Annotated in this window: 20 protein-coding genes; 8 read left to right on the top strand and 12 right to left on the bottom strand. The window is 73.2% G+C overall.

The window, feature by feature from the left end; all coding sequences use genetic code 11:
- Positions 1-98: 98 nt before the first annotated feature.
- Positions 99-2,225: a hypothetical protein gene (locus SGLAU_RS24130; protein WP_043504486.1), complete on the bottom strand. Its 2,127-nt coding sequence runs from the start codon at positions 2,223-2,225 to the stop codon at positions 99-101.
- 283 nt (positions 2,226-2,508) lie between these two features.
- On the opposite strand from SGLAU_RS24130, the gene gabT reads away from it, so the two are divergent.
- Both gabT and SGLAU_RS24120 read left to right on the top strand, forming a co-directional pair.
- On the top strand, positions 2,509-3,843 hold the full coding sequence (gabT, locus tag SGLAU_RS24125) for a 4-aminobutyrate--2-oxoglutarate transaminase (RefSeq protein WP_043504484.1): 1,335 nt from the start codon (positions 2,509-2,511) through the stop codon (positions 3,841-3,843).
- Between the two features lie 121 nt (positions 3,844-3,964).
- Entirely contained in the window at positions 3,965-4,834 is an 870-nt protein-coding gene (locus SGLAU_RS24120) for a phosphatase PAP2 family protein (RefSeq protein WP_078957865.1), read from the top strand.
- Here SGLAU_RS24120 and SGLAU_RS24115 read toward each other — a convergent pair.
- From SGLAU_RS24115 to SGLAU_RS24080, 8 genes are all read right to left on the bottom strand, one after another.
- The gene (locus SGLAU_RS24115) at positions 4,773-6,581 is read right to left on the bottom strand and encodes a chitinase (protein WP_043504479.1); all 1,809 of its coding nucleotides are present in this window, start codon (positions 6,579-6,581) and stop codon (positions 4,773-4,775) included. The two genes, SGLAU_RS24120 and SGLAU_RS24115, sit on opposite strands and share 62 nt — an antisense overlap.
- Positions 6,582-6,649: 68 nt before the next feature.
- Positions 6,650-7,123 carry a hypothetical protein gene (locus SGLAU_RS24110; RefSeq protein ID WP_043504476.1) on the bottom strand — a complete coding sequence of 158 codons (474 nt, stop codon included), beginning with the start codon at positions 7,121-7,123 and terminating at the stop codon, positions 6,650-6,652.
- A gap of 120 nt (positions 7,124-7,243) precedes the next feature.
- Positions 7,244-8,677, bottom strand: coding sequence for an NAD(P)/FAD-dependent oxidoreductase (locus SGLAU_RS24105; RefSeq protein ID WP_043504475.1), 1,434 nt, complete (start codon positions 8,675-8,677; stop codon positions 7,244-7,246).
- Positions 8,678-8,700: 23 nt separating this feature from the next.
- Positions 8,701-9,501 carry an ABC transporter permease gene (locus SGLAU_RS24100; RefSeq protein ID WP_043504472.1) on the bottom strand — a complete coding sequence of 267 codons (801 nt, stop codon included), beginning with the start codon at positions 9,499-9,501 and terminating at the stop codon, positions 8,701-8,703.
- Complete coding sequence (locus SGLAU_RS24095; protein ID WP_043504467.1) at positions 9,502-10,431, bottom strand: ABC transporter permease; 930 nt, start codon at positions 10,429-10,431, stop codon at positions 9,502-9,504. It abuts the gene before it with no gap.
- A complete protein-coding gene (locus tag SGLAU_RS24090; protein ID WP_043504466.1) occupies positions 10,431-11,603 on the bottom strand; it encodes an ABC transporter ATP-binding protein in 1,173 nt (390 codons plus the stop codon). The genes SGLAU_RS24095 and SGLAU_RS24090 overlap by 1 nt, the downstream gene beginning before the upstream one ends.
- Positions 11,600-12,844 carry a spermidine/putrescine ABC transporter substrate-binding protein gene (locus SGLAU_RS24085; RefSeq protein WP_043504464.1) on the bottom strand — a complete coding sequence of 415 codons (1,245 nt, stop codon included), beginning with the start codon at positions 12,842-12,844 and terminating at the stop codon, positions 11,600-11,602. Before SGLAU_RS24085 ends, SGLAU_RS24090 begins: the two co-directional genes overlap by 4 nt.
- A 54-nt stretch (positions 12,845-12,898) precedes the next feature.
- On the bottom strand, positions 12,899-14,434 hold the full coding sequence (locus SGLAU_RS24080) for a gamma-aminobutyraldehyde dehydrogenase (RefSeq protein ID WP_043504462.1): 1,536 nt from the start codon (positions 14,432-14,434) through the stop codon (positions 12,899-12,901).
- Between the two features lie 190 nt (positions 14,435-14,624).
- Between SGLAU_RS24080 and SGLAU_RS24075 the strand changes: the two genes are divergently transcribed.
- Positions 14,625-15,215 carry an NADAR family protein gene (locus tag SGLAU_RS24075; RefSeq protein WP_052413867.1) on the top strand — a complete coding sequence of 197 codons (591 nt, stop codon included), beginning with the start codon at positions 14,625-14,627 and terminating at the stop codon, positions 15,213-15,215.
- Positions 15,216-15,402: 187 nt separating this feature from the next.
- On the opposite strand, the gene SGLAU_RS33885 is transcribed toward SGLAU_RS24075, so the two are convergent.
- Positions 15,403-16,221 (bottom strand): DUF4190 domain-containing protein, encoded by an 819-nt coding sequence (locus tag SGLAU_RS33885; RefSeq protein ID WP_244315376.1) that lies wholly within the window; start codon positions 16,219-16,221, stop codon positions 15,403-15,405.
- 278 nt (positions 16,222-16,499) lie between these two features.
- On the opposite strand from SGLAU_RS33885, the gene SGLAU_RS24065 reads away from it, so the two are divergent.
- The 3 genes from SGLAU_RS24065 to SGLAU_RS24055 all read left to right on the top strand — a co-directional run bounded on the left by SGLAU_RS24065 (position 16,500) and on the right by SGLAU_RS24055 (position 19,815).
- Positions 16,500-17,615 carry an adenosine deaminase gene (locus SGLAU_RS24065; RefSeq protein WP_078958069.1) on the top strand — a complete coding sequence of 372 codons (1,116 nt, stop codon included), beginning with the start codon at positions 16,500-16,502 and terminating at the stop codon, positions 17,613-17,615.
- A 34-nt stretch (positions 17,616-17,649) separates the two neighbouring features.
- Positions 17,650-18,465: a glycerophosphodiester phosphodiesterase gene (locus SGLAU_RS24060; RefSeq protein ID WP_078957864.1), complete on the top strand. Its 816-nt coding sequence runs from the start codon at positions 17,650-17,652 to the stop codon at positions 18,463-18,465.
- A gap of 144 nt (positions 18,466-18,609) precedes the next feature.
- Complete coding sequence (locus SGLAU_RS24055; protein ID WP_043504455.1) at positions 18,610-19,815, top strand: serine hydrolase domain-containing protein; 1,206 nt, start codon at positions 18,610-18,612, stop codon at positions 19,813-19,815.
- A 44-nt stretch (positions 19,816-19,859) separates the two neighbouring features.
- Here the strand turns inward: SGLAU_RS24055 and SGLAU_RS24050 are convergent, their stop codons facing one another.
- Complete coding sequence (locus SGLAU_RS24050) at positions 19,860-22,118, bottom strand: heavy metal translocating P-type ATPase (protein WP_043504454.1); 2,259 nt, start codon at positions 22,116-22,118, stop codon at positions 19,860-19,862.
- Positions 22,119-22,272: 154 nt separating this feature from the next.
- Here SGLAU_RS24050 and SGLAU_RS24045 point away from each other — a divergent pair, with 154 nt between their 5' ends.
- The gene (locus SGLAU_RS24045) at positions 22,273-23,262 is read left to right on the top strand and encodes a hypothetical protein (protein ID WP_063838888.1); all 990 of its coding nucleotides are present in this window, start codon (positions 22,273-22,275) and stop codon (positions 23,260-23,262) included.
- Between the two features lie 125 nt (positions 23,263-23,387).
- Here the strand turns inward: SGLAU_RS24045 and SGLAU_RS24040 are convergent, their stop codons facing one another.
- Positions 23,388-23,849 (bottom strand): ester cyclase, encoded by a 462-nt coding sequence (locus SGLAU_RS24040; protein WP_043504453.1) that lies wholly within the window; start codon positions 23,847-23,849, stop codon positions 23,388-23,390.
- A 96-nt stretch (positions 23,850-23,945) separates the two neighbouring features.
- On the opposite strand from SGLAU_RS24040, the gene SGLAU_RS24035 reads away from it, so the two are divergent.
- Entirely contained in the window at positions 23,946-24,413 is a 468-nt protein-coding gene (locus tag SGLAU_RS24035) for a MarR family winged helix-turn-helix transcriptional regulator (RefSeq protein WP_043504452.1), read from the top strand.
- Positions 24,414-24,527 lie beyond the last annotated feature (114 nt).

Raw genomic sequence — 24,527 nt, 5'->3', positions numbered from 1 at the left:
CTTCAGCGAGGAGAGGAGGGGGGTGCGTGATCTTTTGGCCGCCGCGTATGAACGGCCCGCCTCGATTCTGCCTCACCGTAGGGGGTCCGGCCGCCGCTTCACCCCCGCAGATCGACCAGCAGCGGCGGCGCGTGCTCGCCCCTGACGTCGGTGAGGGAGAGCACCGCGTGGCCGGGCGGCACCGCGTGTGCCAGCTCCGAGGCGGACCAGCGTTCGCGCTCCACCTGGCGGACGGTCACCGCGCGGGCGGTCGGTGCCTTGCCGGTGATCACCCGGCGCAGCGCGTGCACGGCCTTCCCGGCGGGCGTCTCGGCGATGATCTGCCGGTCGGTGACGTCCCGGGCCTCGGTCCACTCCTTGCCCCAGACCTCGGCGAAGTCCTGCCCGTCCCAGGGGGTCAGGCCGGACAGCGCCACCCGGCAGCCGGTGGCGCCGAGGAGCGGGCCGCGCAGCGGGCGCGGTACGTCGTCCAGGGTGCGCAGGGTGAGGACGGCGCCCGCGTTCGCCGAGCGCAGCCGCTGGATGCCGCGCACCCCCTCCGGGGTCACCACGCCCGTCGCGTCGTCCAGGATCAGGCAGGCGAACAGCGAGCGGTCCTCCCGCACCGACACGGCGGCGGTGAACTGGGCCAGCACCAGCCGGGCCAGCACCCGGGAGGCGTCCGCGTGGCCGCGCGCGGGCAGGTCGACGCGGACCCGGACCGGGTGGTCGAGGGCCTTCAGGGAGAACGGCCGGGACCGGCCGGAGGTGTCGAAGAACCCCGCGAAGGCCGGGCGGTCGAGCAGCGCGATCCGGTCCGCCAGCACGCCTCCGACGTCACCCGGGTGGCTCATCTGGCGCTCCCGCGCGTCCAGCTCGCGCAGCAGCGAGTCCTGCCCGCGGTCCGTGAGGCCGGCCCGCAGCTCGGCCAGCGGGCCCGGCGCCCCGTCGAGCAGGGCGCGCAGTTCGGGTACGGAGGGGAAGCGGCCGTGGACCGCGCGGTACGGGCCGAGGAGCTGGGCGAGGACGGTGGTGGAGCGGCGGCTGTCACTGCCGGGGTGCGGGTCGGCGAGGTCGCCGGTGAGGGCCTCGGCGAGTATGGCGGCGGCCTCGTCGGGGTCGGTGGTGCCGCCGTACAGGTCCAGGTCGTACAGCGACTGGGGGTCGCCGATGCGGACGACGACGTCGTAGGCGTCGGCCGGGCCGAGTCCGGCGCCCGCCGCGCCGACCACCACGACCGCGGCCCGGCCGGCCAGCGCGTGCAGGCACAGCGATTCGGCGAGCGGGCGCACCAGGGTGCCGGTCTTGCCGGAGCCGGCCGGGCCGACGGCGAGCAGTGAGGTGCCGAGCAGTTCGGGTCCGAGGGCGAGGCCGGTGCCGCGGTAGGCGTAGGGGTTGCGGGGGTCGTCGGCGGTGGTGCCGAGCCGGACCTGGCCGGTGAGCAGGTCGTGCCGGGCGTGGCGGCCGGGCAGGTCGCGGGCGCCGGAGGGATGCGGGCAGGCGGCGGAGCCCTCGCGGAGCACCGCACCGGTGAAGGCGGCCAGGCTGTGCCGGCCGTTGCGCACGCCCTGCCAGGCGCGGGCGATGCGGGCGTGGTCGACGTCCCGCATCAGGCCCTGGCGGGCTTCGGTGGCGAGCCGGTCGGCGGCGTCGGCGGCCCCGGCGGCGCGCAGGGCGGGCCACTCGGCGGGGTCCTCCTCGGGCGCGGGCGGGCGCGCGGCGGCGGGGCGGGCCGGGCGGCGCCAGGCGGGCGGGCCGTAGCGGCGCCACAGCTCGCCCCAGCGGCCCAGCCGGCCGACGGCGACCAGGATGATCAGACCGACGATCACGTAGTAGGCGTAGACGACCACGACGGCGGCGAAGCTGTGCGGCTCGGCCCAGGAGTCGGGGATCATCGCGTACAGGGGCAGCAGCCACCAGCCGCCGAGGTAGCCGTTCCACAGCAGTGACCAGATCAGCCAGCCGACCAGGAAGGCGATCACCGCGCCGCTGACGAGCTGCCGCCCGGGCACCCGCTCCGGTTCCTCGTCGGGGCGGGGCCGGTGGCCGAACCGCCACACGCCGGGCGCCGCCTCGGGCCGGGGGGTGCGCAGCCAGGTCAGGAAGGCGGAGCCGTCGGGGAGCGGCGGCACGGGTGGCGCGGCGGCGGGCCGGGGCGGCACCGCCGGCATCTCGGGCGGCCGCGCCGGACGCGGCACCGGATCGGCATGCGTTCCCCGTGCGTCCCGGGTCCCCTCGCTGTCCATCGCCCTTGCCCCCTGAGCAGCCGTTCCGTCCCGCGTTCGCGGGCGGTCTGTGCACCATCAGCGAGTCAATCTAACGCGCGCGCGGGGGGAGTTCACCGGTGGCGCGGCGGGACGCACCGAGGTCGTCCGGCCGCCGCGCCTCGGCCCGGACCACGCCGCCTATGTCCACGACGGACAACCGGCCCCGCCGACAACGCCCACATGGAGCATGCCCACCCCCCTTCCCCCGCCCTAACCTGCGAGAAAAGAAGACAAGCGTCCGGAAACACCCCCAGGAGCCCTCATGACCGCAGTCCCGCAGGAGCGCCGCGTCGTCACCGCCATCCCCGGCCCGAAGTCGCAGGAGCTTCAGGCCCGCCGTACCGCCGCGGTCGCCGCCGGTGTGGGCTCCGTGCTGCCGGTGTTCACGGCGCGCGCGGGCGGCGGCATCATCGAGGACGTCGACGGCAACCGTCTGATCGACTTCGGCTCCGGTATCGCCGTGACCTCCGTGGGCGCCTCCGCCGAGGCCGTGGTGCGCCGCGCCTCCGCGCAGCTCGCCGACTTCACCCACACCTGTTTCATGGTCACCCCGTACGAGGGCTACGTGGAGGTCGCCGAGGCCCTCGCCGAGCTGACCCCGGGTGACCACGCCAAGAAGACCGCGCTGTTCAACTCCGGCGCCGAGGCCGTCGAGAACGCCGTCAAGATCGCCCGTGCGTACACCAAGCGGCAGGCCGTCGTGGTCTTCGACCACGGCTACCACGGCCGGACGAACCTGACGATGGCGCTGACCGCGAAGAACATGCCGTACAAGCACGGCTTCGGCCCGTTCGCGCCCGAGGTCTACCGCGTGCCGGTCGCCTACGGCTACCGCTGGCCGACCGGCCCGGAGAACGCCGGTCCCGAGGCCGCGAAGCAGGCCATCGACCAGATCACCAAGCAGGTCGGCGCGGAGAACGTGGCCGCGATCATCATCGAGCCGGTGCTCGGCGAGGGCGGCTTCATCGAGCCCGCCAAGGGCTTCCTGCCGGCCATCGTGCAGTTCGCCAACGACAACGGCATCGTCTTCGTCGCGGACGAGATCCAGTCCGGCTTCTGCCGCACCGGCCAGTGGTTCGCCTGCGAGGACGAGGGCATCGTCCCGGACCTGATCACCACCGCCAAGGGCATCGCCGGCGGTCTGCCGCTGGCCGCGGTGACCGGCCGCGCCGAGATCATGGACGCCGCGCACGCGGGCGGCCTGGGCGGCACCTACGGCGGCAACCCGGTCGCCTGCGCGGGTGCGCTCGGCGCGATCGAGACGATGAAGGAGCTGGACCTCAACGCCAGGGCGAAGAACATCGAGGCGATCATGAAGTCGCGCCTCGGTGCCATGGCCGAGAAGTTCGACATCATCGGCGACGTCCGCGGCCGGGGCGCCATGATCGCCATCGAGCTGGTCAAGGACCGCGCCACCAAGGAGCCGAACCCGGAGGCCACCGCCGCGCTCGCCAAGGCCTGCCACGCCGAGGGCCTGCTGGTCCTGACCTGTGGCACCTACGGCAACGTGCTGCGTTTCCTGCCGCCGCTGGTGATCGGCGACGACCTGCTGAACGAGGGTCTCGACATCATCGAGCAGGCCTTCGCGCGCATCTGAGCAGGACCGTCGCCCGTCTGATGGAGCCTGCGGCAGAGCGTGTGAAGAAGGTGTGCGGGGTGGATGACGGGACGCCGTTCCGGCTGTCCCGCGCACGGGCCCTGCCGTAGGTTCTACGCAGATGAGAGATACACCCCGCCCACAGGGGACTGTGGGCGACGCCAGGCCGGGGCCTCCCCAGTCGCGACCTGGTCGTGCCCTCGCGCACACCACCGGGGCCCACGGCTCCGGATCTCCTCACCGATCGGACGGTCGCCCGCCCCAGACCCCCCGGGGCGCGCGGCGTTCCGGTCCGTTCGGCCGCCCCGGAACCACCCCCCCTGTTCCGGGGCGGCCGGCCTTCTTCCTCCTCCTTCTCCTCCCCCTGGTCTGCTTCGCGCTGATCACCTGGCAGGTCGTCGCGGACGGCCCGCTGGTGCGGCTGGACGAACGGCTGAGCGGCGCGCTGGTCCGTCCCGGCCGGCTCTCCGAACTCCTCGCCGACCTCGGGAACGTCCCGGTGGCTGTGCCGGTGCTCGCGCTCGCCGCGGCGTACGCCGCCCGGCGGGCCCGCGCCGCCGGCACGGACCGCTGGTGGCGGCCGGCCGCCGCCGCGGCCCTGGCGATGGCGCTCGTGCCCGCGCTCGTCGTCCCGCTCAAGGTGCTGACCGACCGCCCGGGCACCCCGGCGGTGCCGCCCGCCACCGGCTACTACCCGTCCGGCCACACCGCCACCGCCGTCGTCGCCTACGGCTGCGCGACACTGCTCCTGCTGCCGTGGCTGCGCCGCGCCGCCGCCCGGCGCGGCCTGGTCGCGCTGTGCGCGGCGCTCGTCCTCGGTGTCGGCCTCGGCCTGGTCCGGCGGGGTTACCACTGGCCGCTGGACGTGCTGGCCAGCTGGTGCCTGGGCGCGGTGCTGCTCACGCTGTACGCCGTGTGCGCCGCCCGGGTCAGCGGAAGTAGCCGTCGAACGTCCGCTGGAACTCCCAGCCGCCGAACCGGTCCCAGTTGACCGACCAGGTCATCAGGCCGCGCAGCGCGGGCCAGGTGCCGTGGGTGGTGTAGGAGCCGCAGTTCACCTTCTTGGTCAGGCAGTCCAGGGTCCTGACCACCTCGGCCGGGGACACGTGCCCGTTGCCCGCGTTGGTCGTGGCCGGCATGCCGATGGCGACCTGCTCGGGGCGCAGCGGCGGGAAGACCTTGTTCGCGTCGCCGGCGACCGGGAAGCCGGTGAGCAGCATGTCGGTCATCGCGATGTGGAAGTCGGCGCCGCCCATCGAGTGGTACTGGTTGTCGAGACCCATGATCGGTCCCGAGTTGTAGTCCTGGACGTGCAGCAGGGTGAGGTCGTCGCGCAGGGCGTGGATGACCGGCAGGTAGGCCCCGGCGCGGGGGTCCTGGCCGCCCCACTTGCCGGTGCCGTAGTACTGGTAGCCGAGCTGGACGAAGAAGGTCTCCGGGGCCATGGTGAGGACGAAGTCGTCGCCGTACTTCGCCTTGAGCGTCTTCAGCGCGGAGATCAGGTTCACGATCACCGGGGTCTTCGGGTTCCGGAAGTCGGTGTCGTCGGCGTCCAGGGAGAGCGAGTGGCCCTCGAAGTCGATGTCCAGGCCGTCCAGGCCGTACTCGTCGATGATCTTCGAGACGGAGGAGACGAAGGTGTCGCGGGCGGCGGCGGTGGTGAGCCGCACCTGGCCGTTCTGGCCGCCGATGGAGATGAGCACCTTCTTGCCCGCCGCCTGCTTGGCCTTGACGGCCGCCTTGAACTCGGCGTCGGACTCGACGTTCGGGCACTCGGTGACCGGGCAGCGGGTGAAGCGGATGTCGCCGGAGGTGACCGAGGTCGGCTCGCCGAAGGCCAGGTCGATGACGTCCCAGCTGTCGGGGACGTCGGCGAGGCGGGTGTAGCCGGAGCCGTTGGCGAAGGTGGCGTGCAGGTAGCCGACCAGGGCGTGCGGCGGGAGGTCCGGGGTGCCGCCGCCGGAGCCGGGCGCCGTCGTCGCGGTGACCGTCGCCGAACGGGCGGACTCGCCCGCGTCGTTCACGGCGGTGACCTGGAAGGAGTACGCCGTCGAGGGTGCCAGGCCGGTCACGGTGGCCGTGGTGCCGGTGACGGTCCGGACCTTGGCCCCGTCGCGGTAGACGGCGTAGCCGGTGGCGCCGGGGACGGCCGTCCAGGACAGGTCGACGGAGGTGGCGGTGACGCTGCCGGTGGTGAGGCCCGCGGGGGCGGCGGGCGGCTGGGCGGGGCCGGCGCCGGGGCCGGTCAGGGAGAGGTCGTCGGCGTGGTAGGGGCCGGTGCCGTACCAGCCGTGGGTGTAGACGGTGACCCGGGTGGTGGACGGGCCGGTGCGGAAGGTGGTGGTGAGCCGCTGCCAGTCGGTGGCGGACTGGGTCCAGGCGGAGACGTCGGTGGTGCCGGTGCCGGACGCGCCGAGGTACACGTAGGAGCCGCGGACATGGCCGGTGAGCGTGTACTCGGAGTCGGGTCGCACCGTCACGGTCTGCGCGCAGCGGGCGTGGTCGGCGCCGGCCGGGGTCGCGCGCAGGGCGGAGGTGCCGCTGCGCACCGGTGTGCCGACGGCCGTGCCGGCCGTGCAGGTCCAGCCGTCGAGGCCGGCTTCGAAGCCTCCGTTGCGCAGGAGGTCCGGGTCGGCCGCGCGGGCGGCCGACGAGAGGGCGGTGATGCCGGGCAGGGTCAGTGCCGCGGCGGTGAGCAGGGCGAGCGGTCTGACGCGGATGTGGCGGGCGCGGTCCACAAGTGCCTCCGGTGACGGGGGAATTGGAGGGTGGAGCGCTCACAACTTGGTCCAGACCAATCGCCGTGTCAAGGGGCTGGGCGCTCCTGCGACCGGCCCCCCTCCGTGGCCAGGCGCGCCGCCGCCTCGTGCATCGCCAGTTCGAGCGGGACCGGATCGGTGAGGGTGCCGGACCCGTCCGGCGGCACCAGCCAGCGCATCCCGCCCACCGCCCGGCCCGGGTACGGCACCACGATCCAGGTGCCGGACCCGGCCGCGCGGACGCCGGTGCCGACCCAGCGGCCGGCGGTGCCCGGCGGCACGAAGAAGCCCGTCCGGGCGCCACCGGAGCCGGCGAGCACCGGGCCCGGGCGGCCGAGGACACGGGTGAGCACGTCGAGCGCCGGACGGCCCAGCCGGCCCGGCAGGATCATGACGTCCCAGGCCCGGCCGGCGGGCAGCAGGGCGACCCCCAGGGGGCTGCGCTCCCACGCCCAGCGGCAGGCACCGGGATCCGGTGCGACGGATGCCAGCCAGTCGACCGCCGCCTTCGCCTCGGTCATGAAGAGGACCTCCCCTGTGTCGCCTCGTGGACGCGGGCCGCGTCCACGAGGCGAGAGGGAGGTCCCGCGGGGAGCATTACGCGCGTTCGCGCACCTCTCTCGGGTGACCTGCGTCACACGTCAGCTGTCGAAGCCCAGCCCGAGCCGGTCCATCGTCCGCAGCCACAGGTTCCGCCGCCCGCCGTGGGCATCGGCCCGGGCCAGCGACCACTTGGTGAGCGCGATGCCGGTCCAGGCGAACGGCTCCGGCGGGAACGGCAGCGGCTTCTTGCGCACCATCTCCAGTTCGGTGCGCTCGGTGCGCTCCCCCGCCAGCAGGTCCAGCATCACCTCGGCGCCGAACCGGGTGGCGCCGACACCGAGGCCGGTGTACCCGGCCGCGTACGCCACCTTGCCCTGGTGGGCGGTGCCGAAGAACGCCGAGAAGCGCGAGCAGGTGTCGATCGCGCCGCCCCAGGCGTGGGTGAAGCGGACCCCCTCCAGCTGCGGGAAGCAGGTGAAGAAGTGCCCGGCGAGCTTCGCGTACGTCTCCGGGCGGTCGTCGTACTCGGCGCGCACCCGGCCGCCGTAGGGATAGACGGCGTCGTAGCCGCCCCACAGGATCCGGTTGTCGGCGGTCAGCCGGAAGTAGTGGAACTGATTGGCGCTGTCGCCCAGGCCCTGCCGGCCCCGCCAGCCGACCGCCGCGAGCTGGTCGTCCGTCAGCGGCTCGGTCATCAGGGCGTAGTCGTAGACCGGGACCGTGTAGTGCCGCACCCGCTTCACCAGGCTGGGGAAGACGTTGGTGCCGAGCGCGACCTTGCGGGCGCGGACCCGGCCGTAGGGGGTGCGTACGGCCATGCCCGCGCCGTAGGGCTTCAGGGTGAGGGCGGGGGTGTGTTCGTAGACGCGCACGCCGAGGCGCGCGCAGGCCCGCTTGAGGCCCCAGGCGAGCTTGGCGGGGTTGAGCATGGCCACGCCCCGCTTGTCCCACAGACCCGCCTGGAACGTGGGCGAGTTCACCTGTGCGCGGACCGCGTCGGCGTCCAGGAACTCCACTCCCTCGGCCAGGCCCTCGCGTTGCATCTCCTCGTACCAGTCGCGCAGTTCCCACGCCTGGTACGTCTCGGTGGCGACATCGATCTCGCCGGTGCGCTCGAAGTCGCAGTCGATGCCGTGCCGGGCGACCGCCTTCTCGATCTCGTCGAGGTTGCGGGCGCCCAGCTCCTCCAGTCTGTGGATCTCGTCCGGCCAGCGGGTGAGCCCGTTGGGCAGCCCGTGCGTGAGGGAGGCGGCGCAGAAGCCGCCGTTGCGGCCGGAGGCGGCCCAGCCCACCTCGCGGCCCTCCAGCAGCACCACGTCCCGCCGTGGATCGCGCTCCTTGGCGACCAGCGCGGTCCACAGCCCGCTGTAGCCGCCGCCGACGACCAGCAGGTCGCAGGTCTCGGCGCCGGTCAGCGCGGGCTCGGGGCGGGGCCTGCCGGGGTCGTCCAGCCAGTACGGGACCGGCTGGGCCTCGGAAAGGGATTTCGTCCAGTTGTGGTCACTGCCACGGCTCATGGCGCTCGGGGCCATGATTTCAACTCCCTACAAGGGCTCTAAGCCTTTTGCTTGGTGCGGCGGTTGCTGATGAGCATGGAGACGAGAACGAACAGCACGGCGAGGACGAACATGGCCGTGCCGATGACGTTGATCTGCACGGGCGTGCCGCGCTGGGCCGAACCCCACACGAACATCGGGAAGGTGACGGTGGAGCCCGCGTTGAAATTGGTGATGATGAAATCGTCGAAGGAGAGCGCGAAGGCGAGCAGCGCCCCCGCGGCGATTCCGGGTGCCGCGATCGGCAGGGTGATCCGGAGGAAGGTCTGGAACGGGCCGGCGTAGAGGTCCTGCGCGGCCTGCTCCAGCCTCGGGTCCATCGACATGACACGCGCCTTGACGGCCGTCACGACGAAGCTGAGGCAGAACATGATGTGGGCGATGAGGATCGTCCAGAAGCCGAGCTGGACACCCATGTTGAGGAAGAGGGTGAGCAGCGAGGCCGCCATCACCACCTCGGGCATCGCCATGGGCAGGAAGATCAGCGAGTTGACGGCGCCCCGTGCGCGGAAGCGGTACCGCACCAGCGCGAACGCGATCGCCGTGCCGAGCGCGGTCGCGCCCAGCGTCGCCCACAAGGCGATCTGGAGGCTGAGCGAGAGGGAGCCGCACAGCCCGGCGACGCCGCACGGGTCCGTCCAGGCGTCCGTGGAGAACCTCTGCCACTCGTAGTTGAAGCGGCCCTTCGGATCGTTGAAGGAGAACACCGTGACAACGACGTTCGGCAGCAGCAGATAGGCGAGCGTGAACAGTCCCGCGATGACCACGAGACGGCGCTTGAGCCAGTTGACGAAGGGCATTCAGACCAGATCCTCCGTCCCGGACCTGCGGATGTAGAGCGTGACCATGATGAGGATCGCGAACATCAGGATGAACGAGAGGGCGGCGGCCGTCGGATAGTCCAGGATCCGCAGGAACTGCGACTGGATGACGTTGCCGATCATGCGGGTGTCGGTGGAGCCGAGCAGGTCCGCGTTGACGTAGTCGCCGGCGGCCGGGATGAACGTCAGCAGCGTGCCGGAGACGACACCCGGCATCGACAGCGGGAAGGTGACCTTGCGGAAGGTGGTGGAGGGCGTGGCGTACAGGTCGCCCGCCGCCTCGTGCAGCCGGCCGTCGATCCGCTCCAGCGAGGTGTACAGCGGGAGGACCATGAACGGCAGGAAGTTGTACGTCAGACCGCACACCACGGCGAGCGGTGTGGCCAGCACCCGGTCGCCCGAGGTCACGCCGAGCCAGCTCGTGACGTCCAGGACGTGCAGCGCGTTCAGCGCGCCGACGACCGGCCCGCCGTCCGCGAGGATCGTCTTCCAGGCGAGGGTGCGGATCAGGAAGCTGGTGAAGAACGGCGCGATCACCAGGATCATGATCAGGTGTTTCCAGCGTCCCGCGCGGAAGGCGATCAGATACGCCAGGGGGTAGCCGAGCAGCAGGCACAGCACCGTCGCGGCGCCCGCGTACAGCACCGAGCGCAGGAACTGCGGCCAGTACTCGGACAGCGCGTCCCAGTAGGTGGCGAAGTGCCAGGTGACCTGGTAGCCCTCTTCGAGCGAGCCGGTCTGCACGGACGTGGAGGCCTGGTAGACCATCGGCAGCGCGAAGAAGACGAGCAGCCACAGGATGCCGGGGAGCAGCAGCAGGTACGGCATCCAGCGGCCCGGCCTGCGCGGCGGTTTCCTCTGCGGGGCGAGGGGCGCGAGGGGCGGTGGCGCCTCGGTGACGGCGGCCATCAGGCGACGACCCCCTCGTGCGGCTCGACCTTCTCCACGCCCGCCTGGATGTCCTGCGCGGCGTCCAGGCCGAAGGTGTGGGCGGGGTTCCAGTGCAGGACGACCTCGGCGCCGGGCACCAGCCGGGTGTCACGGTCGACGTTCTGGACGTAGACCTGGAGGGCGGCGCCCGCCGGGCTGTCCACCACGTACTGGGTGGACACACCGATGAAGCTGGCGTCGGCGATCCGCCCGGAGACCCGGTTGCGGCCGTCCGGGATCGTCCCCGCGTCGTCGGCGTGCGTGAGGGAGATCTTCTCGGGGCGCACGCCGACCAGCACCTTGCCGCCGGCCGCCGTGGGCGCGCCGCACCGCCGGGACGGCAGGGACAGCTTGCCGCCGCCCGCCCGGAGCACGATCGCGTCGCCGCTCGTGGTGTCCACCTCGGCCTCGATCAGATTGGAGGTGCCGAGGAAGTTGGCGACGAAGGTGGTCCGCGGGTTCTCGTACAGGTCGGCGGGGGCGCCCAGTTGCTCGACACGGCCCGCGTTCATCACGGCGACCGTGTCGGCCATCGTCATGGCCTCCTCCTGGTCGTGCGTGACGTGCACGAAGGTGATGCCCACCTCGGTCTGGATGCGCTTGAGCTCCAGCTGCATCTGGCGGCGCAGTTTGAGGTCGAGGGCGCCCAGCGGCTCGTCGAGCAGCAGCACCTTGGGGTGGTTGATCAGCGCGCGGGCGACCGCGACGCGCTGCTGCTGGCCGCCTGAGAGCTGGTGCGGCTTCTTGCGCGCGTGCTCGCCGAGCTGGACCAGCTCCAGCATCTCGTCGACCTGCTTCTTCACGCTCTTGATGCCGCGCCGGCGCAGGCCGAAGGCGACGTTCTCGAAGATGTCGAGGTGCGGGAAGAGCGCGTAGGACTGGAAGACGGTGTTCACCGGCCGCTTGAAGGGCGGCAGACGGGTCACGTCCTGGTCGCCGAGGTGGACGGTGCCGCCGGTCGGCTCCTCCAGGCCCGCGATCATCCGCAGGGTGGTGGTCTTGCCGCAGCCGGAGGCGCCGAGCAGGGCGAAGAAGGAGCCCTGCGGCACGGTCAGGTCGAGCGGGTGCACGGCGGTGAAGGAGCCGTACGTCTTGCGGATGCCGCGGAGGCGGACGTCACCGCTGTTGTCTGTCGTCGTCATGGTCGTCACGCCCCTGTGAGCTTCGCGAACTTCTCTTCGTAGGCCGTCTCTTCCTCCGCGCTCAGCGAGCGGAAGGCACGGGACTTGGCGGCCATGGCCTTGTCGGGGAGGATCAGCGGGTTGTTCGCCGCGTCCTCGTCGATCTTCGCCAGTTCCTCCTTCACCCCGTCGACGGGACACACGTAGTTGATGTACGCGGCGAGCCGGGCGGCCGGGCGGGGCTCGTAGTAGTAGTCGATCAGCCGCTCGGCGTTGGTCTTGTGCCGGGCCTTGTTGGGCACGAGCAGGTTGTCCGTCGAGGTCAGGTAGCCGCTGTCGGGGATGAGGAAGCCGACGTCCGGGCTGTCCGCCTTGAGCTGCACCACGTCACCGGCCCAGGCGAGACAGGCCGCGAGGTCGCCCTTGGTGAGGTCCGAGGTGTAGTCGTTGCCGGTGAAGCGGCGGATCTGGCCCTTGTCGACGGCCTTCTGCAGGCGGGCGATCGCCGCGTCGAAGTCGTCGTCGGTGAACCTGCCGGGGTCCTTGCCCATGTCGAGCAGGGTCATGCCGACGCTGTCGCGCATCTCGGACAGGAAGCCGACCCGGCCCTTGAGCCTGGGGTTGTCGAGCAGGTCGGAGACGGACGTGACCTCGACGCCGTCGAGCGCCTTCTTGTTGTAGGCGATGACCGTGGAGATACCGGTCCACGGGTAGGAGTACGCCCGTCCCGGGTCCCAGTCCGGGCTGCGGAACTGCTGGGACAGGCGGGCGTACGCGGTGGGCAGGTTGGACGCGTCCAGTTTCTGCACCCAGCCGAAGCGGATCAGGCGCGCGGCGAGCCAGTCGGTCACGCAGATCAGGTCACGGCCGGTGGGCTGGCCGGCCGCGAGCTGCGGCTTGACCTTGCCGAAGAACTCGACGTTGTCGTTGATGTCCTCGGTGTACTTGACCGTGATGCCGGTCCGCCGCCGGAACTCGTCGAGCGTCGGATGGCGTTCCTCGCTGTCGTCGACGTCCATGTACTCGGTCCAGTTGGAGAAGCTGACGGTCTTCTCCTTCGCCGAGTGGTCCTCGGACGAGACTCCGGAGGTCTGCGCCGCCGGCGGGATGCCGCAGGCGCTGAGCGCCCCGAGACCGCCGGCCGCGAGCGCGCCGCCTGCGGAGGCGCGCAGCAGGGAACGGCGGCTGAGGGCGGCCCTGCCGTTCCGAAAGCTGCGCCGCATGGCGGCCGCTCGGGCCGGGGACAGGCGGTCGGGCTCGTACTGCTCCATGCGCGTGGTGCCCTTTCGGGAGGTCGGTCGGCCGCGGGTCGGGCGGCCTGGCTGCTATCGGTCCCCGAAGACGGTGCGGTGCCAGTCCTTGCGGGCCACCGCCGTGTTGTCGAACATGACGTGCTTGATCTGCGTGTACTCCTCGAACGAGTACGCGGACATGTCCTTGCCGAAGCCGGACGCCCGGTAACCGCCGTGCGGCATCTCGCTGATGATCGGGATGTGGTCGTTGACCCACACACAGCCCGCCTTGATCTCGCGGGTGGCCCGGTTCGCCCGGTACACGTCCCGGCTCCACGCGGAGGCGGCGAGGCCGTACGGCGTGTCGTTGGCGAGCGCGATGCCCTCGTCGTCGCTGTCGAAGGGCAGCACGACCAGGACCGGACCGAAGATCTCGGACTGGACGATCTCGCTGTCCTGGGGCGCGTCGGCGACGAGCGTGGGCCGGTAGAAGGCGCCGTCCGCCAGGTCGCCCCCGGGCGCCTCGCCGCCGGTGACCACGCGCGCGTAGGCCCGGGCCCGGTCGACGAACCCGGCGACCCGGTCCCGCTGGAGGCGGGAGACCAGCGGGCCGAGGTCCGTGCCCGCCGCGAAGGGGTCGCCCAGCCGGACGGTCTCCATGAGGGCGGCGGTGCGGGCGACGAACTCGTCGTGGAGCGGCCGCTGCACGTACGCGCGCGTGGCGGCCGTGCAGTCCTGCCCGGTGTTGATGAGCGCGCCCGCGACCGCGCCGTGCACGGCGGCGTCCAGGTCCGCGTCGTCGAAGACCACGAACGGCGCCTTGCCGCCCAGCTCCAGGTGGAGCCGCTTGACGGTGGCGGTGGCGATCTCGGCGACCCGTCTGCCGACGGGGGTGGAGCCGGTGAACGAGATCATGGCGACGTCGGGGTGCCCGACGAGATGCTCGCCCGCCTCCCTGCCGGTGCCGGTGACGATGTTGACGACGCCGTCCGGGATGCCCGCCTCCGTGACCGCCTCGGCGAAGAGCAGGGAGGTCAGCGGGGTGATCTCGGCGGGCTTCAGGACGATGGTGTTGCCTGCGGCGATCGCCGGGAGGATCTTCCAGGCGGCCATCTGGAGGGGGTAGTTCCAGGGCGCGACGGAACCGACGACCCCGATGGGTTCCCGGCGGACGTAGGAGGTGTGGTCCCCGGAGTACTCCCCGGCCGACTGACCCTGGAGCTGCCGGGCGGCGCCCGCGAAGAAGGCGGTGTTGTCGATCGTGCCCGGCACGTCGAACTCGCGGGTGAGCTTGAGCGGCTTGCCGCACTGGAGCGACTCCGCGCGGGCGAACTCCTCGGCACGGCCGGCGAGCACCGCGGCGAGCCGGTGCAGCGCGTCCGACCGCTCGCCGGGGGTGGCTCCCGCCCAGCCGGGGAAGGCGGCGCGGGCCGCGGCCACGGCGGCGTCGACGTCGTCGGTGCTCGCGAGTTCGTAGACGTACACCTCCCGGCCGGTGGCCGGGTCGACGACGGCCTGCTCACGGCCGGACGTGCCCTGGGTGAGTCTGCCGCCGATGTACTGCGCGCCGGCCGCGAAGCGGTGCCGTGCGGGGAATCGTTCCGGGGTGGTGGTGCCCGGGTTGTGCATGTCGCTCTCCTCCGCCGAAACCTCGCCGGACGGGGCGTCCAGGGGGGTGGGTGGCGTAGCTCCAGCTCGATTTGAGTGCCGATCCTGACAGAGCCATGGGACTCCAACAAGTGATTCCGTTGTTGCCATTTGGTTACGCGACGGAATCTGTCGACCAGGTGTCGAGTCGACGCGAAAAACAGGGGACGGAATGTCAGTGGTGGCTGCGAGACTGCCGTGCATGGAGAAGATCGACTCGAGGGAAGCCCTGGTCAAGGAGGTGCGAGCGGGGGTCCGGGTGAAGTATCTGCACTTCTGGGGGCACCGCCCGCTGCCGGACGGACGGATCGGGCCGAGCTGCCTGAGCCAGTGGTGGCCCTCCCCCTTCACGGCCGACGGCGTGGAGTACGCGACGGCCGAGCACTGGATGATGGCCGCCAAGGCCCGCCTGTTCGGCGACGCGGAGGCGGAGCGGCGGGTGCTGGCCGCCGGGCATCCGGCGGAGGCGAAGAAGGCGGGACGACTCGTCCGGGGGTTCGACGAGGGGGTCTGGGAGCGGGAGCGGTTCGGCATCGTGGTCGAGGGAAGTGTCCGGAAGTTCGCCGCCCACGCCGAGCTGCGGGAGTACCTGCTGGGCACGGGGGAGCGGGTGCTGGTGGAAGCCAGTCCGGTGGACCGGGTCTGGGGCATCGGCCTCGCCGCCGGTGACGAGGGCGCGGGGGATCCACAGCGGTGGCGGGGGCTGAACCTGCTGGGATTCGCACTGATGGAGGCGCGGGGGCGGCTGCGGCAGGAGGGCTAGCGGGTCCCGGCAGACCCGTGAGGCACGGGGGCTCGGGCCGCGGGCACGGGACCCGGCCCTCGGGAACGGGGCTCAGGTCTCGGGCACGGGACCCAGCCCTCGGGACGGGGCTCAGGTCTCGGGCACGCGAGCCCAGCCCTCGGGCAGAGGGCTCAGGCGTCGGGCACGAGGCCGCCGGCCCCGCCCCTCACGGGACCACGATCACCAGCACGCCCATGACCACGCCCAGGACGATCCCGGCGGCGCCGCAGATGATGCCCGCCAGCGCCTGTCCCCCGTTGGTGGCCTGCCCGCGCCTCGCCTTTCCGTGGCCGATCGCGCCGAAGACCACACCGAGGATCCCGAGGACGATGGCCAGCGGCCACAGGCAGAACACGATCGCCGCGAGGACTCCGAGCACCAGCCCGGCGGTGCCCGTCCCGTTGGCGCCCGCCGGCGGCACACCGGGCCAGCCGTAGTAGCCGCCCCCGGCGGCCGGGGGCGGATATCCGTACCCGGCCGGACAGCCGTACGGCAGCTGCCCGGGACCGTCCGGGGCGATGGGCGGCGGAGGCACCGCACCACCCTGCGGCACCTGCTCAGGCGGCGGCGCGAACGGGTCACCCGCACCGGCCGGCGGAGGGCCCGGGCTCGGCGGAACGGTCGGGGCGGCCCACTGCGGCGACACCCCGCCACCGCCCTCGGCGGGCAGCGAGGTGAGGGTCTGCTGGTCGTGGACCGAGGCAGGCGCCGGGCCGCTGCCCGGGACCACCGTGTCGCCGGGCCCGGCCGGCGGCGCCCAGGGATTGGCACCGGCCCCCGGCTCGCTCGCGGCCGCCGCGTCCCCGGACCCGCGCGGCGGCTCCGGCTCCGTGTTCTTGCGCAACGGCACCTTGGCGGCGCCCCCGTCGTCCGCGCGCGCCGGCCCCGGCGCGGCCCAGGGATCACGCGGGGCGCCGGAGCGCGGCGGCGTGGCCCCGGACGCGGCGTCGTGTCCCGGCACCGGCGGCTGCGCGTCGTCGGACATGCGCGAGATCCCCTCTGTCGTACGTTCCGTCATGCTACGGCCACACCCCACCCGCCGACCGCCCCACCCACCGGCCACAGGTGCGAGGACCGCGCGCGACGCGCCGCACCCAACCCACTCACCCGCCGGCCACCCCGTCCACCGGCCAGGCACGCGGGCAACCGCGTGGCGAGCCGCACCCGGCCCGCACCCGCCCACCGGCCACTCCACCGCCCCGCTCCCGAACCCTCACACCCCACCCACCACGGCCGTCCTACGATGACGACACCGATCAGCCGATCACCCGCGCCAGGCCCCGCAGGGCGGCGCACCGCACCGGGGAGGAACCCGTGACCGACCGTTCCGTCGCACAACCCACCGCAGGTGACTTCATCGCCGGCCTGCCGAAAGCCGAACTCCACGTCCACCACGTCGGCTCCGCCTCCCCCCGCATCGTCGCCGAGCTGGCCTCCCGCCACCCCGACTCGAAGGTCCCGACGGACCCCGAGGCCCTGGTCGACTACTTCACGTTCACGGACTTCGCGCACTTCATCGAGGTGTACCTGTCCGTGGTCGACCTCATCCGCACTCCCGAGGACGTCCGCCTGCTGACCTACGAGGTGGCCCGCGAGCTGGCCCGCCAGCAGGTGCGCTACGCCGAGCTGACCATCACCCCCTTCTCGTCCACCCGCCGCGGCATCGACGAGAAGGCGTTCATGGAAGCGATCGAGGACGCCCGCAAGGCGGCCGAGGCCGAGTTCGGGACCGTGCTGCGCTGGTGCTTCGACATCCCGGGCGAGGCGGGCCTGGAGGCGGCCGAGGAGACGACCCGGCTGGCCACCGACGACCGGGTCCGCCCGGAGGGCCTGGTGTCCTTCGGGCTCGGCGGACCGGAGATCGGCGTGCCGCGCCCGCAGTTCAAGCCGTACTTCGACCGCGCGATCGCGGCCGGCCTGCGGTCCGTGCCGCACGCGGGCGAGACGACCGGGCCGCAGACGGTCTGGGACGCCCTCACCCACCTGCGCGCCGAGCGCATCGGCCACGGCACCAGCTCCGCCAGGGACGGGAAGCTGCTGGCGCATCTCGCCGAGCACCGCATCGCGCTGGAGGTGTGCCCGACCTCGAACATCGCCACGCGCGCGGTCCGCACCCTGGACGAGCACCCGCTCAGGGAGTTCGTCGACGCCGGCGTCCTGGTCACGGTCAACTCGGACGACCCGCCGATGTTCGGCACCGACCTGAACACCGAGTACGCCGTCGCCGCCCGTCTGCTCGACCTGGACGAGCGGGGCCTCGCAAGCCTGGCGAAGAACGCCGTCGAGGCGTCCTTCCTGGACCCGGCCGGCAAGGCCCGGCTGGCCGCCGAGATCGACACGTACACCGACGCGTACCTCGCGGACCGGCTCGCGCCCTGACCCGGCCGGCGCGCCGCCCCAGCACAATGGGCGCATGCGCAACGTGACCGCCGTGGCCCACCGCGGCGCCCCTTACCACGCCCGTGAGAACACCCTGCCGTCGCTGCGGACCGCGCTCGAACTGGGCGCGGACGCGGTCGAGATCGACGTACGGCTGACCCGGGACGGTGTACCGGTGCTGCTGCACGACGAGACCCTGAAGCGGCTGTGGGAGCTGGACAGGCCGGTGACCGGGCTGACCGCCGCCGAGCTGGACGAGGCGACGGCGGGCGAGGTGCCGACGCTGGCCGCGGCCCTGGCGGCGACCGGGGACGGCCGGGTGATGCTGGACCTGCCGGGCTCCCCGGGCGTCCGGGCGGTCCGCCGGGTGGTGGACGTGGTCCGCGACTGCGGGGCCGAGGACCGCGTCTACTACTGCGCGGGCGCCGCGGCGATGCTGGCGGTGCGCGCCGCCGACCCGGCCGCCGAGATCGCCCTGACCTGGACGACGCTGGCGCCGCCGCGGCCCGCGCTGCTGGACGCGGTGCGCCCGCGCTGGCTCAACTACCGTTTCGGCCTGGTCGACCGCGACCTCGTCGCCCGCGTGCACCGCGACGGCTTCCTCCTCGCGGTGTGGACCCCCGACACCGTCCGCGCGATGCGCCGCGTCCTGGCGGCGGGCGTGGACTCCGTCACCACCAACCGCATCGACGCCCTGTGCGCCCTGCGCCGCCGCGGTCAGCCACGCGACCCGGCCCATCCGGCCGGGGGCGCGCCGGCCCGGGCAGCGGTCCCCTCCCGCCCCCAGAACGGTCCCGGCGGCGCGGGAGCGTCACGAGCGCCCGGCCGCGGCACGTCCCCTAAGGGCTGATCCCGGCAACACCCGGACCGGGCGGGCCCGTTGCTCCGGGTACTGCCAGGGTCCGGCCCCCTCCTCACCGACGATCCGCACCGGGACGTGGCGACCGAGGATGATCACGAACCTTCACCCCACGATCTCCCCGGGAGTCACGTCATGCCCGCCCGCCGCCGTACCGTCCTGCTCACCGCCGGTGTCACCCTCGCCCTGACCGCCGGGCCCCTGGCCGCCCCCGCCCTGGCGCACACGCCGTCCCCCGCCGCACCTCCGTCGGCCTCGTCCGCCCCGGTCCCGACCGCCCCCGCGTCCGCGCCCGTCACGCGGCACTCCGCACCGAACGGGAAGGCCCTGCGTGCCGCGCTGGACGGTGTGCCCGGTGCCCACGCCACCGCCGCCCTGGTCCGGATCGGCGGTGGCGACGGCGTCTGGCGGGGCAGTGCGGGCGTGCGGGATCTGGCCGGCGGAGGGCCGGCCGACGCGGACGCCCGCTTCCGCGCGGGCTCCGTCACGAAGGTCGTGACCGCGGCCGTCGTCCTGGACCTCGTGGCGGACGGCCGGATCGCCCTCGACCGGCCGGTGCAGCACTATCTCCCCGGCCTGCTCGGACCCGCGTTCCGTCCGGTCACCGTGCGGCAGCTGCTGAACCACACCAGCGGGATCCGGCCCGGTGACAGCCTCGGGAGCACGGTCGAGGAGGAGTACGCGCACCGCTTCGACGCGCTCTCCCCCACGCAGGTCGTGGCCTCCGCGGTCGCCAAGGGCCCGGAGTTCCGTCCCGGCAGCCGGCAGCACTACCTGAACGTCAACTACACGATCCTCGGCCTGCTCATCGAGAAGGTGACGGGCCACGCGTACGCCACCGAGGCCAGGCGGCGGGTGCTGCTGCCCGCCGGGATGCAGGACACCGGATTCCCCGGCGCCGATCCCCGCATCCACGGCCCGCACAACCGCGGCTACCAGGCGATGCCGGGCCCGGGCGGCACCACCCGGCTGGTCGACGTCACCGAGTGGAACCAGGCGGACCGCTGGGCCGCCGGGGACATGATCTCCACCACGGCCGATCTGGAGCGCCTGGTCACCGCGCTGTTCCAGGGCCGGATCGTGCCGGAGCCACAGTTGCGGGAGATGTTCCGGGTCCCGGCGCACATCAAGAGCGCCACGTACAGCGCCGGACTCCAGCGGTACGAGCACGAGGGCCGGGTCTACTGGTTCAAGAGCGGCGCCCGGTACGGCTACAGCACGGGTGTCGCCGCGACCCGCGACCTGAGCCGTACGGTCGTCTACTCGGTCAACGACACGAACGCCAAGGACGAGTCGGGCAACCCGGTGGTGCAGGCCGTCGTGCAGGCCGCCCTCAAGTAGCCCGGCGGGGGCGGTCCCGGCCCGGGACCGCCCCCGGCGGTGCGTCAGCCCGCGGCCCGGAACCCGCGCAGCCGCAGCGAGTTGCCGACCACGAACACCGAGGAGAACGCCATCGCCGCCCCCGCGATCATCGGGTTCAGCAGGCCCGCCGCGGCCAGCGGCAGTGCGGCCACGTTGTAGGCGAAGGCCCAGAACAGGTTGGACTTGATGGTGCCCAGGGTGCGGCGGGAGAGGCGGATCGCGTCGGCCGCGGCCCGCAGGTCGCCGCGGACCAGGGTCAGGTCCGCCGCCTCGATCGCCGCGTCGGTACCGGTGCCCATGGCCAGCCCCAGGTCGGCCTGGGCGAGCGCGGCGGCGTCGTTGACCCCGTCGCCGACCATCGCGACCGTACGGCCTTGCGCCTGGAGCCGCCGGACGACCTCGGCCTTCTCCTCGGGCAGCACCTCGGCGATCACCTCGTCGATGCCGGCCTCCCGGGCCACCGCCTCGGCCACGGCCCGGTTGTCGCCGGTGAGCAGCACCGGCCGCAGGCCGAGCGCCCGCAGCCGCCGGACGGCCTCCGCGCTGGTGTCCTTCACCGCGTCGGCGACCTCCAGCACGGCGCGGGCCTCGCCGTCCCAGGCCACGGCGATCGCGGTCCGGCCGGCGGCCTCGGCCGCGGCCTTGGCCTCCTTCAGCGACGCGGGCAGCCCGGTCGCCCCGCCCGGCAGGTCCAGCAGCTGCTCCCGGCCGACGAGCACGGTGTGTCCCTCGACGACGCCCCGCACGCCGAGTCCGGGGATGCCGGCGAAGTCCTCCGGGACGGGCAGGGCACCGGTCCGCTCGGCGGCCCCGGCCCCGGCCGCGACGGCACGGCCGATGGGGTGCTCGGAGGCGTTCTCCAGCGCCCCGGCGAGGCGCAGCACCTCACTCTCGTCGGTGCCGTCGGCGGTGTGCACGGCGAGGAGGGTCATCCGGCCGGTGGTGACGGTGCCGGTCTTGTCGAGGAGGACGGTGTCGACGCGGCGGGTGGACTCCAGGACCTCGGGGCCCTTGATGAGGATGCCGAGCTGGGCGCCGCGCCCGGTGCCGACCAGCAGTGCCGTCGGCGTGGCCAGGCCGAGCGCGCACGGGCAGGCGATGATCAGCACGGCGACGGCGGCGGTGAAGGCGGCGGTCAGCCCGGCGCCGTTGCCCAGCCAGAAGCCGAGGGTGCCGAGGGCGAGCGCGATGACGACCGGCACGAAGACGCCGGAGATCCGGTCGGCGAGGCGCTGGGCGGCGGCCTTGCCGTTCTGCGCGTCCTCGACGAGCCTGGCCATCCGGGCGAGCTGGGTGTCGGCGCCGACCCGGGTGGCCTCGACGACCAGGCGGCCGCCGGCGTTCACGGTGGCGCCGGTGACCGGGTCGCCGACGCCGACCTCGACGGGGACGGACTCGCCGGTGAGCATGGAGGCGTCGACGGCGGAGCTGCCCTCGACGACGGTGCCGTCGGTGGCGATCTTCTCGCCGGGCCGGACGAGGAACCGCTCACCGGTCCTCAACTCGGCCACGGGGACGCGGACCTCGGTCCCGTCGCGCAGCACGGTGACGTCCTTGGCGCCCAGTTCCATGAGCGCCCGCAGCGCGGCGCCCGCCTTCCGCTTGGAGCGGGCCTCGAAGTAGCGGCCGGCCAGGATGAACGCGGTGACGCCGGCTGCGGCCTCCAGGTAGATGTTGGCGGCGCCGTCGCTGCGTTCGACGGTCAGCTCGAAGGGGTGGGTCATGCCGGGCGTGCCCGCGCTGCCGAGGAAGAGCGCCCACAGCGACCACAGGAACGCCGCGGCGGTGCCGACCGAGATCAGCGTGTCCATGGTGGCGGCGCCGTGCCGGGCGTTGGTCCAGGCGGCGCGGTGGAAGGGCCAGGCGGCGTAGGTGACGACGGGGGCGGCGAGGGTCAGGGACAGCCATTGCCAGTACTCGAACTGCAGGGCGGGGACCATGGCCATGGCGATCACCGGTACGGCGAGCACGACGGCCGTGATCAGGCGTTCGCGCAGCGGCTTCAGCTCGTCGGCGGTCTCGGGCGGCGCGTCCTGCCGGGCGGCGCGCGGTGGCTCGGGTTCCCGCGCGGTGTATCCGGTGGCCTCGACCGTGGCGATCAGGTCGGGGACGGTCACCTGCCCCGCGTAGGACACCTTCGCCTTCTCCGTCGCGTAGTTGACCGTGGCGGTGACCCCGTCCATGCGGTTGAGCTTCCTCTCTATGCGCGCGGCGCAGGAAGCGCAGGTCATCCCGCCGATGGCGAGTTCGACCTCGGTGACACCGGGGGCGGCTGTGCTCATGAGTCCTCCTGGGCTTCCCTCTGGCTGCGTCTGCTGTCGCCACCACTTCACTTTATACCCTGGGGGGGTATAAGCTGCTGCCATATATACCCCCGGCGGGTACCCAGATCAAGTGGCGGTCCGGCCCGGCCGCCCGAGAACCCAGGAGTCAGAGATGCGTCCCCTGTACAAGATCGGCGCCTTCGGCGCCGCCCTGGCCGCGTCCTTCACCGCCGCGTACGGCATCGGCGACGCCGTCTCCCCGGTCCCCACGGACACCGGGGGCGGCGGACACGAGTCGGCCGCCCACTCCGAGCCCGCCGGCACCGCCCCCGCCGGCACCCCGGCCGCGGACACCTCGCCCGGCGGCCTCCAGATCTCGGAGGACGGCTACACCCTGGACCTGAGGACCCCGCGCGTACGGGCGGACGAGCCGAGCACCCTCAGCTTCGTCATCCGTGACGCGCAGGGCCGCCCGGTGACCGACTACCGCCGCGCGCACGAGAAGGAGCTGCACCTGATCCTCGCCGCACGCGACCTCACCACCTACCGCCACCTGCATCCCACGCGCTCCGCCGACGGCACCTGGACGGCCACCGCCACCCTCCCCGAGCCCGGCGGCTACCGCGTCCTCGCCGATTTCACCCCCGCCGCCGAGGACGCGGGCCTGACCCTCGGCGCCGACCTCGCGGTCTCCGGAACCTACGCCCCGGACCCCCTGCCCGCCCCCTCCGCGACGGCCACCGTGGACGGCTACCAGGTCACCCTCGACGGCGCCCTGCGGGCCGGCGGCGAGAGCGACCTGACCTTCACCGTCCGCCGTGACGGCAAGCCGGTCACCGCCCTCCAGCCCTATCTCGGCGCCTACGGCCACCTGGTCGCCCTGCGCTCCGGCGACCTCGCCTACCTGCACGTGCACCCGCACGAGGAGGCCCACGGCAGCGCGACCTCGGGCCCCGAGGTCGCCTTCTCCGCCACCGCTCCCAGCGAGGGCGCCTACCGCCTGTTCCTCGACTTCAGGGCCGGCGGCGAGGTGCACACGGCGGCCTTCACGGTCCGCGCCGGCGAGCGGCCCCCGGCCGCCGGGCGGGAAGGGCAGCGGCAGCAGCGGGGGGAGCACGAGCAGGAGCGGCGGGGACACGAGCGGGAGCACGGGCACGGGTAGCCCGGGGTGCCGGCGCGCCGGCGTCCCGCGGGGCGGCCGGCGCCGGCCGTCCCGCGCTCCGGACGGCCGAGGGTTCCCTGGCGAGGGCCGACGCGTCCGGCTCCCGGCCGGGGACCGCGTCGGGTTCAGTGCCGGGCCGGGCCGTTGGGGCCGGAGACCGCGCCGAGCTGGGACAGCCCGTCGAGGATGTCGGTGCAGGTCCAGTACTCGACGAACCGGCCGTCCCGGACGCGGAGGATGTCGTTGCCGCTGAAGGAGATCCTGGTCCCCACGGGGGCGGTGGCCCCGGGAATGCCACCGGTGTAGCGGGCGCCCATCGTCCAGCGGGCGGCCACCAGGTCGCCGTCGGCGACCGGGCCGAGGTCGACGGTGATGGTGATGTCGCCGAAGGCGGCCATGGTCTGTTCGATCTCGGGCAGCAGGCGCTCGGGGCCGGTGACGGCCTCGGAGTCGCTGCCGTCGGGACGGGCCTGGTGGACGACGAAGCCGGGGTCGAGGATCTCCTCGGCGTGGCTGAAGTCGCCGCGCCACAGTTCGCTCCAGCGGCCGTAGAGGGCACGCAGCTGCTCGGGCGGGTGGCTGGTCATGGGTTCTCCCGGTGGTCGTGCTACAAAGGAACTCGAACCTGCGTCACGCAATCTCTGCGCGGCGCAGATATATGAGTAGGACACGAGGGCGATCCCATGTCAAACCGAACCCGCGGCGAGCTGGTCGCGGCGGTCACCGCCGCGGCCCGGCGCCACCACGCGGCCTACACGCTGTTCAACCAGGCGATGGCCGAGCGCCTCGGCCTGCACCCGACCGACCTGCAGTGCGTGAGCCTGCTCGCCCTGGAACCCGGCCCCCGCACGACCGGCGAGATCGCGGAACTGACCGGGCTCACCTCCGGATCGGCCACCCGCCTGGTCGACCGCCTGCAGAAGGCCGGCCTCGCCGAACGCCGTCCGGACACCCACGACCGGCGCAAGACGCTCGTCACCCTCACCGCCGGCCGCACTCCCGAGATCGAGGCGGCCTGGGAGGCTCCCGGTGAGGCCTTCGACCGGGCTCTCGACGACTTCACCGACGACGAGCTCACCGTCATCGAGCGCTACCTGCGGCGCACCAGCGACGTCGGGACCGAGCAGACCGCCCGGCTGCGCGCCGGCTGACCCGGCGGCCCGGGCCGCACGGGCACCGGAAGGAACGGCGCGCCGCGGGAGGCCGCGCACACGAAGAGCGCGGCCCCGATGCCCCGCCCACCGAAAACGTGGGCCCCGCAGGCC

This window comes from Streptomyces glaucescens (genome assembly GCF_000761215.1).
Taxonomy (GTDB): Bacteria; Actinomycetota; Actinomycetes; order Streptomycetales; family Streptomycetaceae; genus Streptomyces; species Streptomyces glaucescens_B.
The sequence above is the reverse complement of the archived record's forward strand: the minus strand, read 5'-3'. Positions and strand labels throughout refer to the sequence as shown.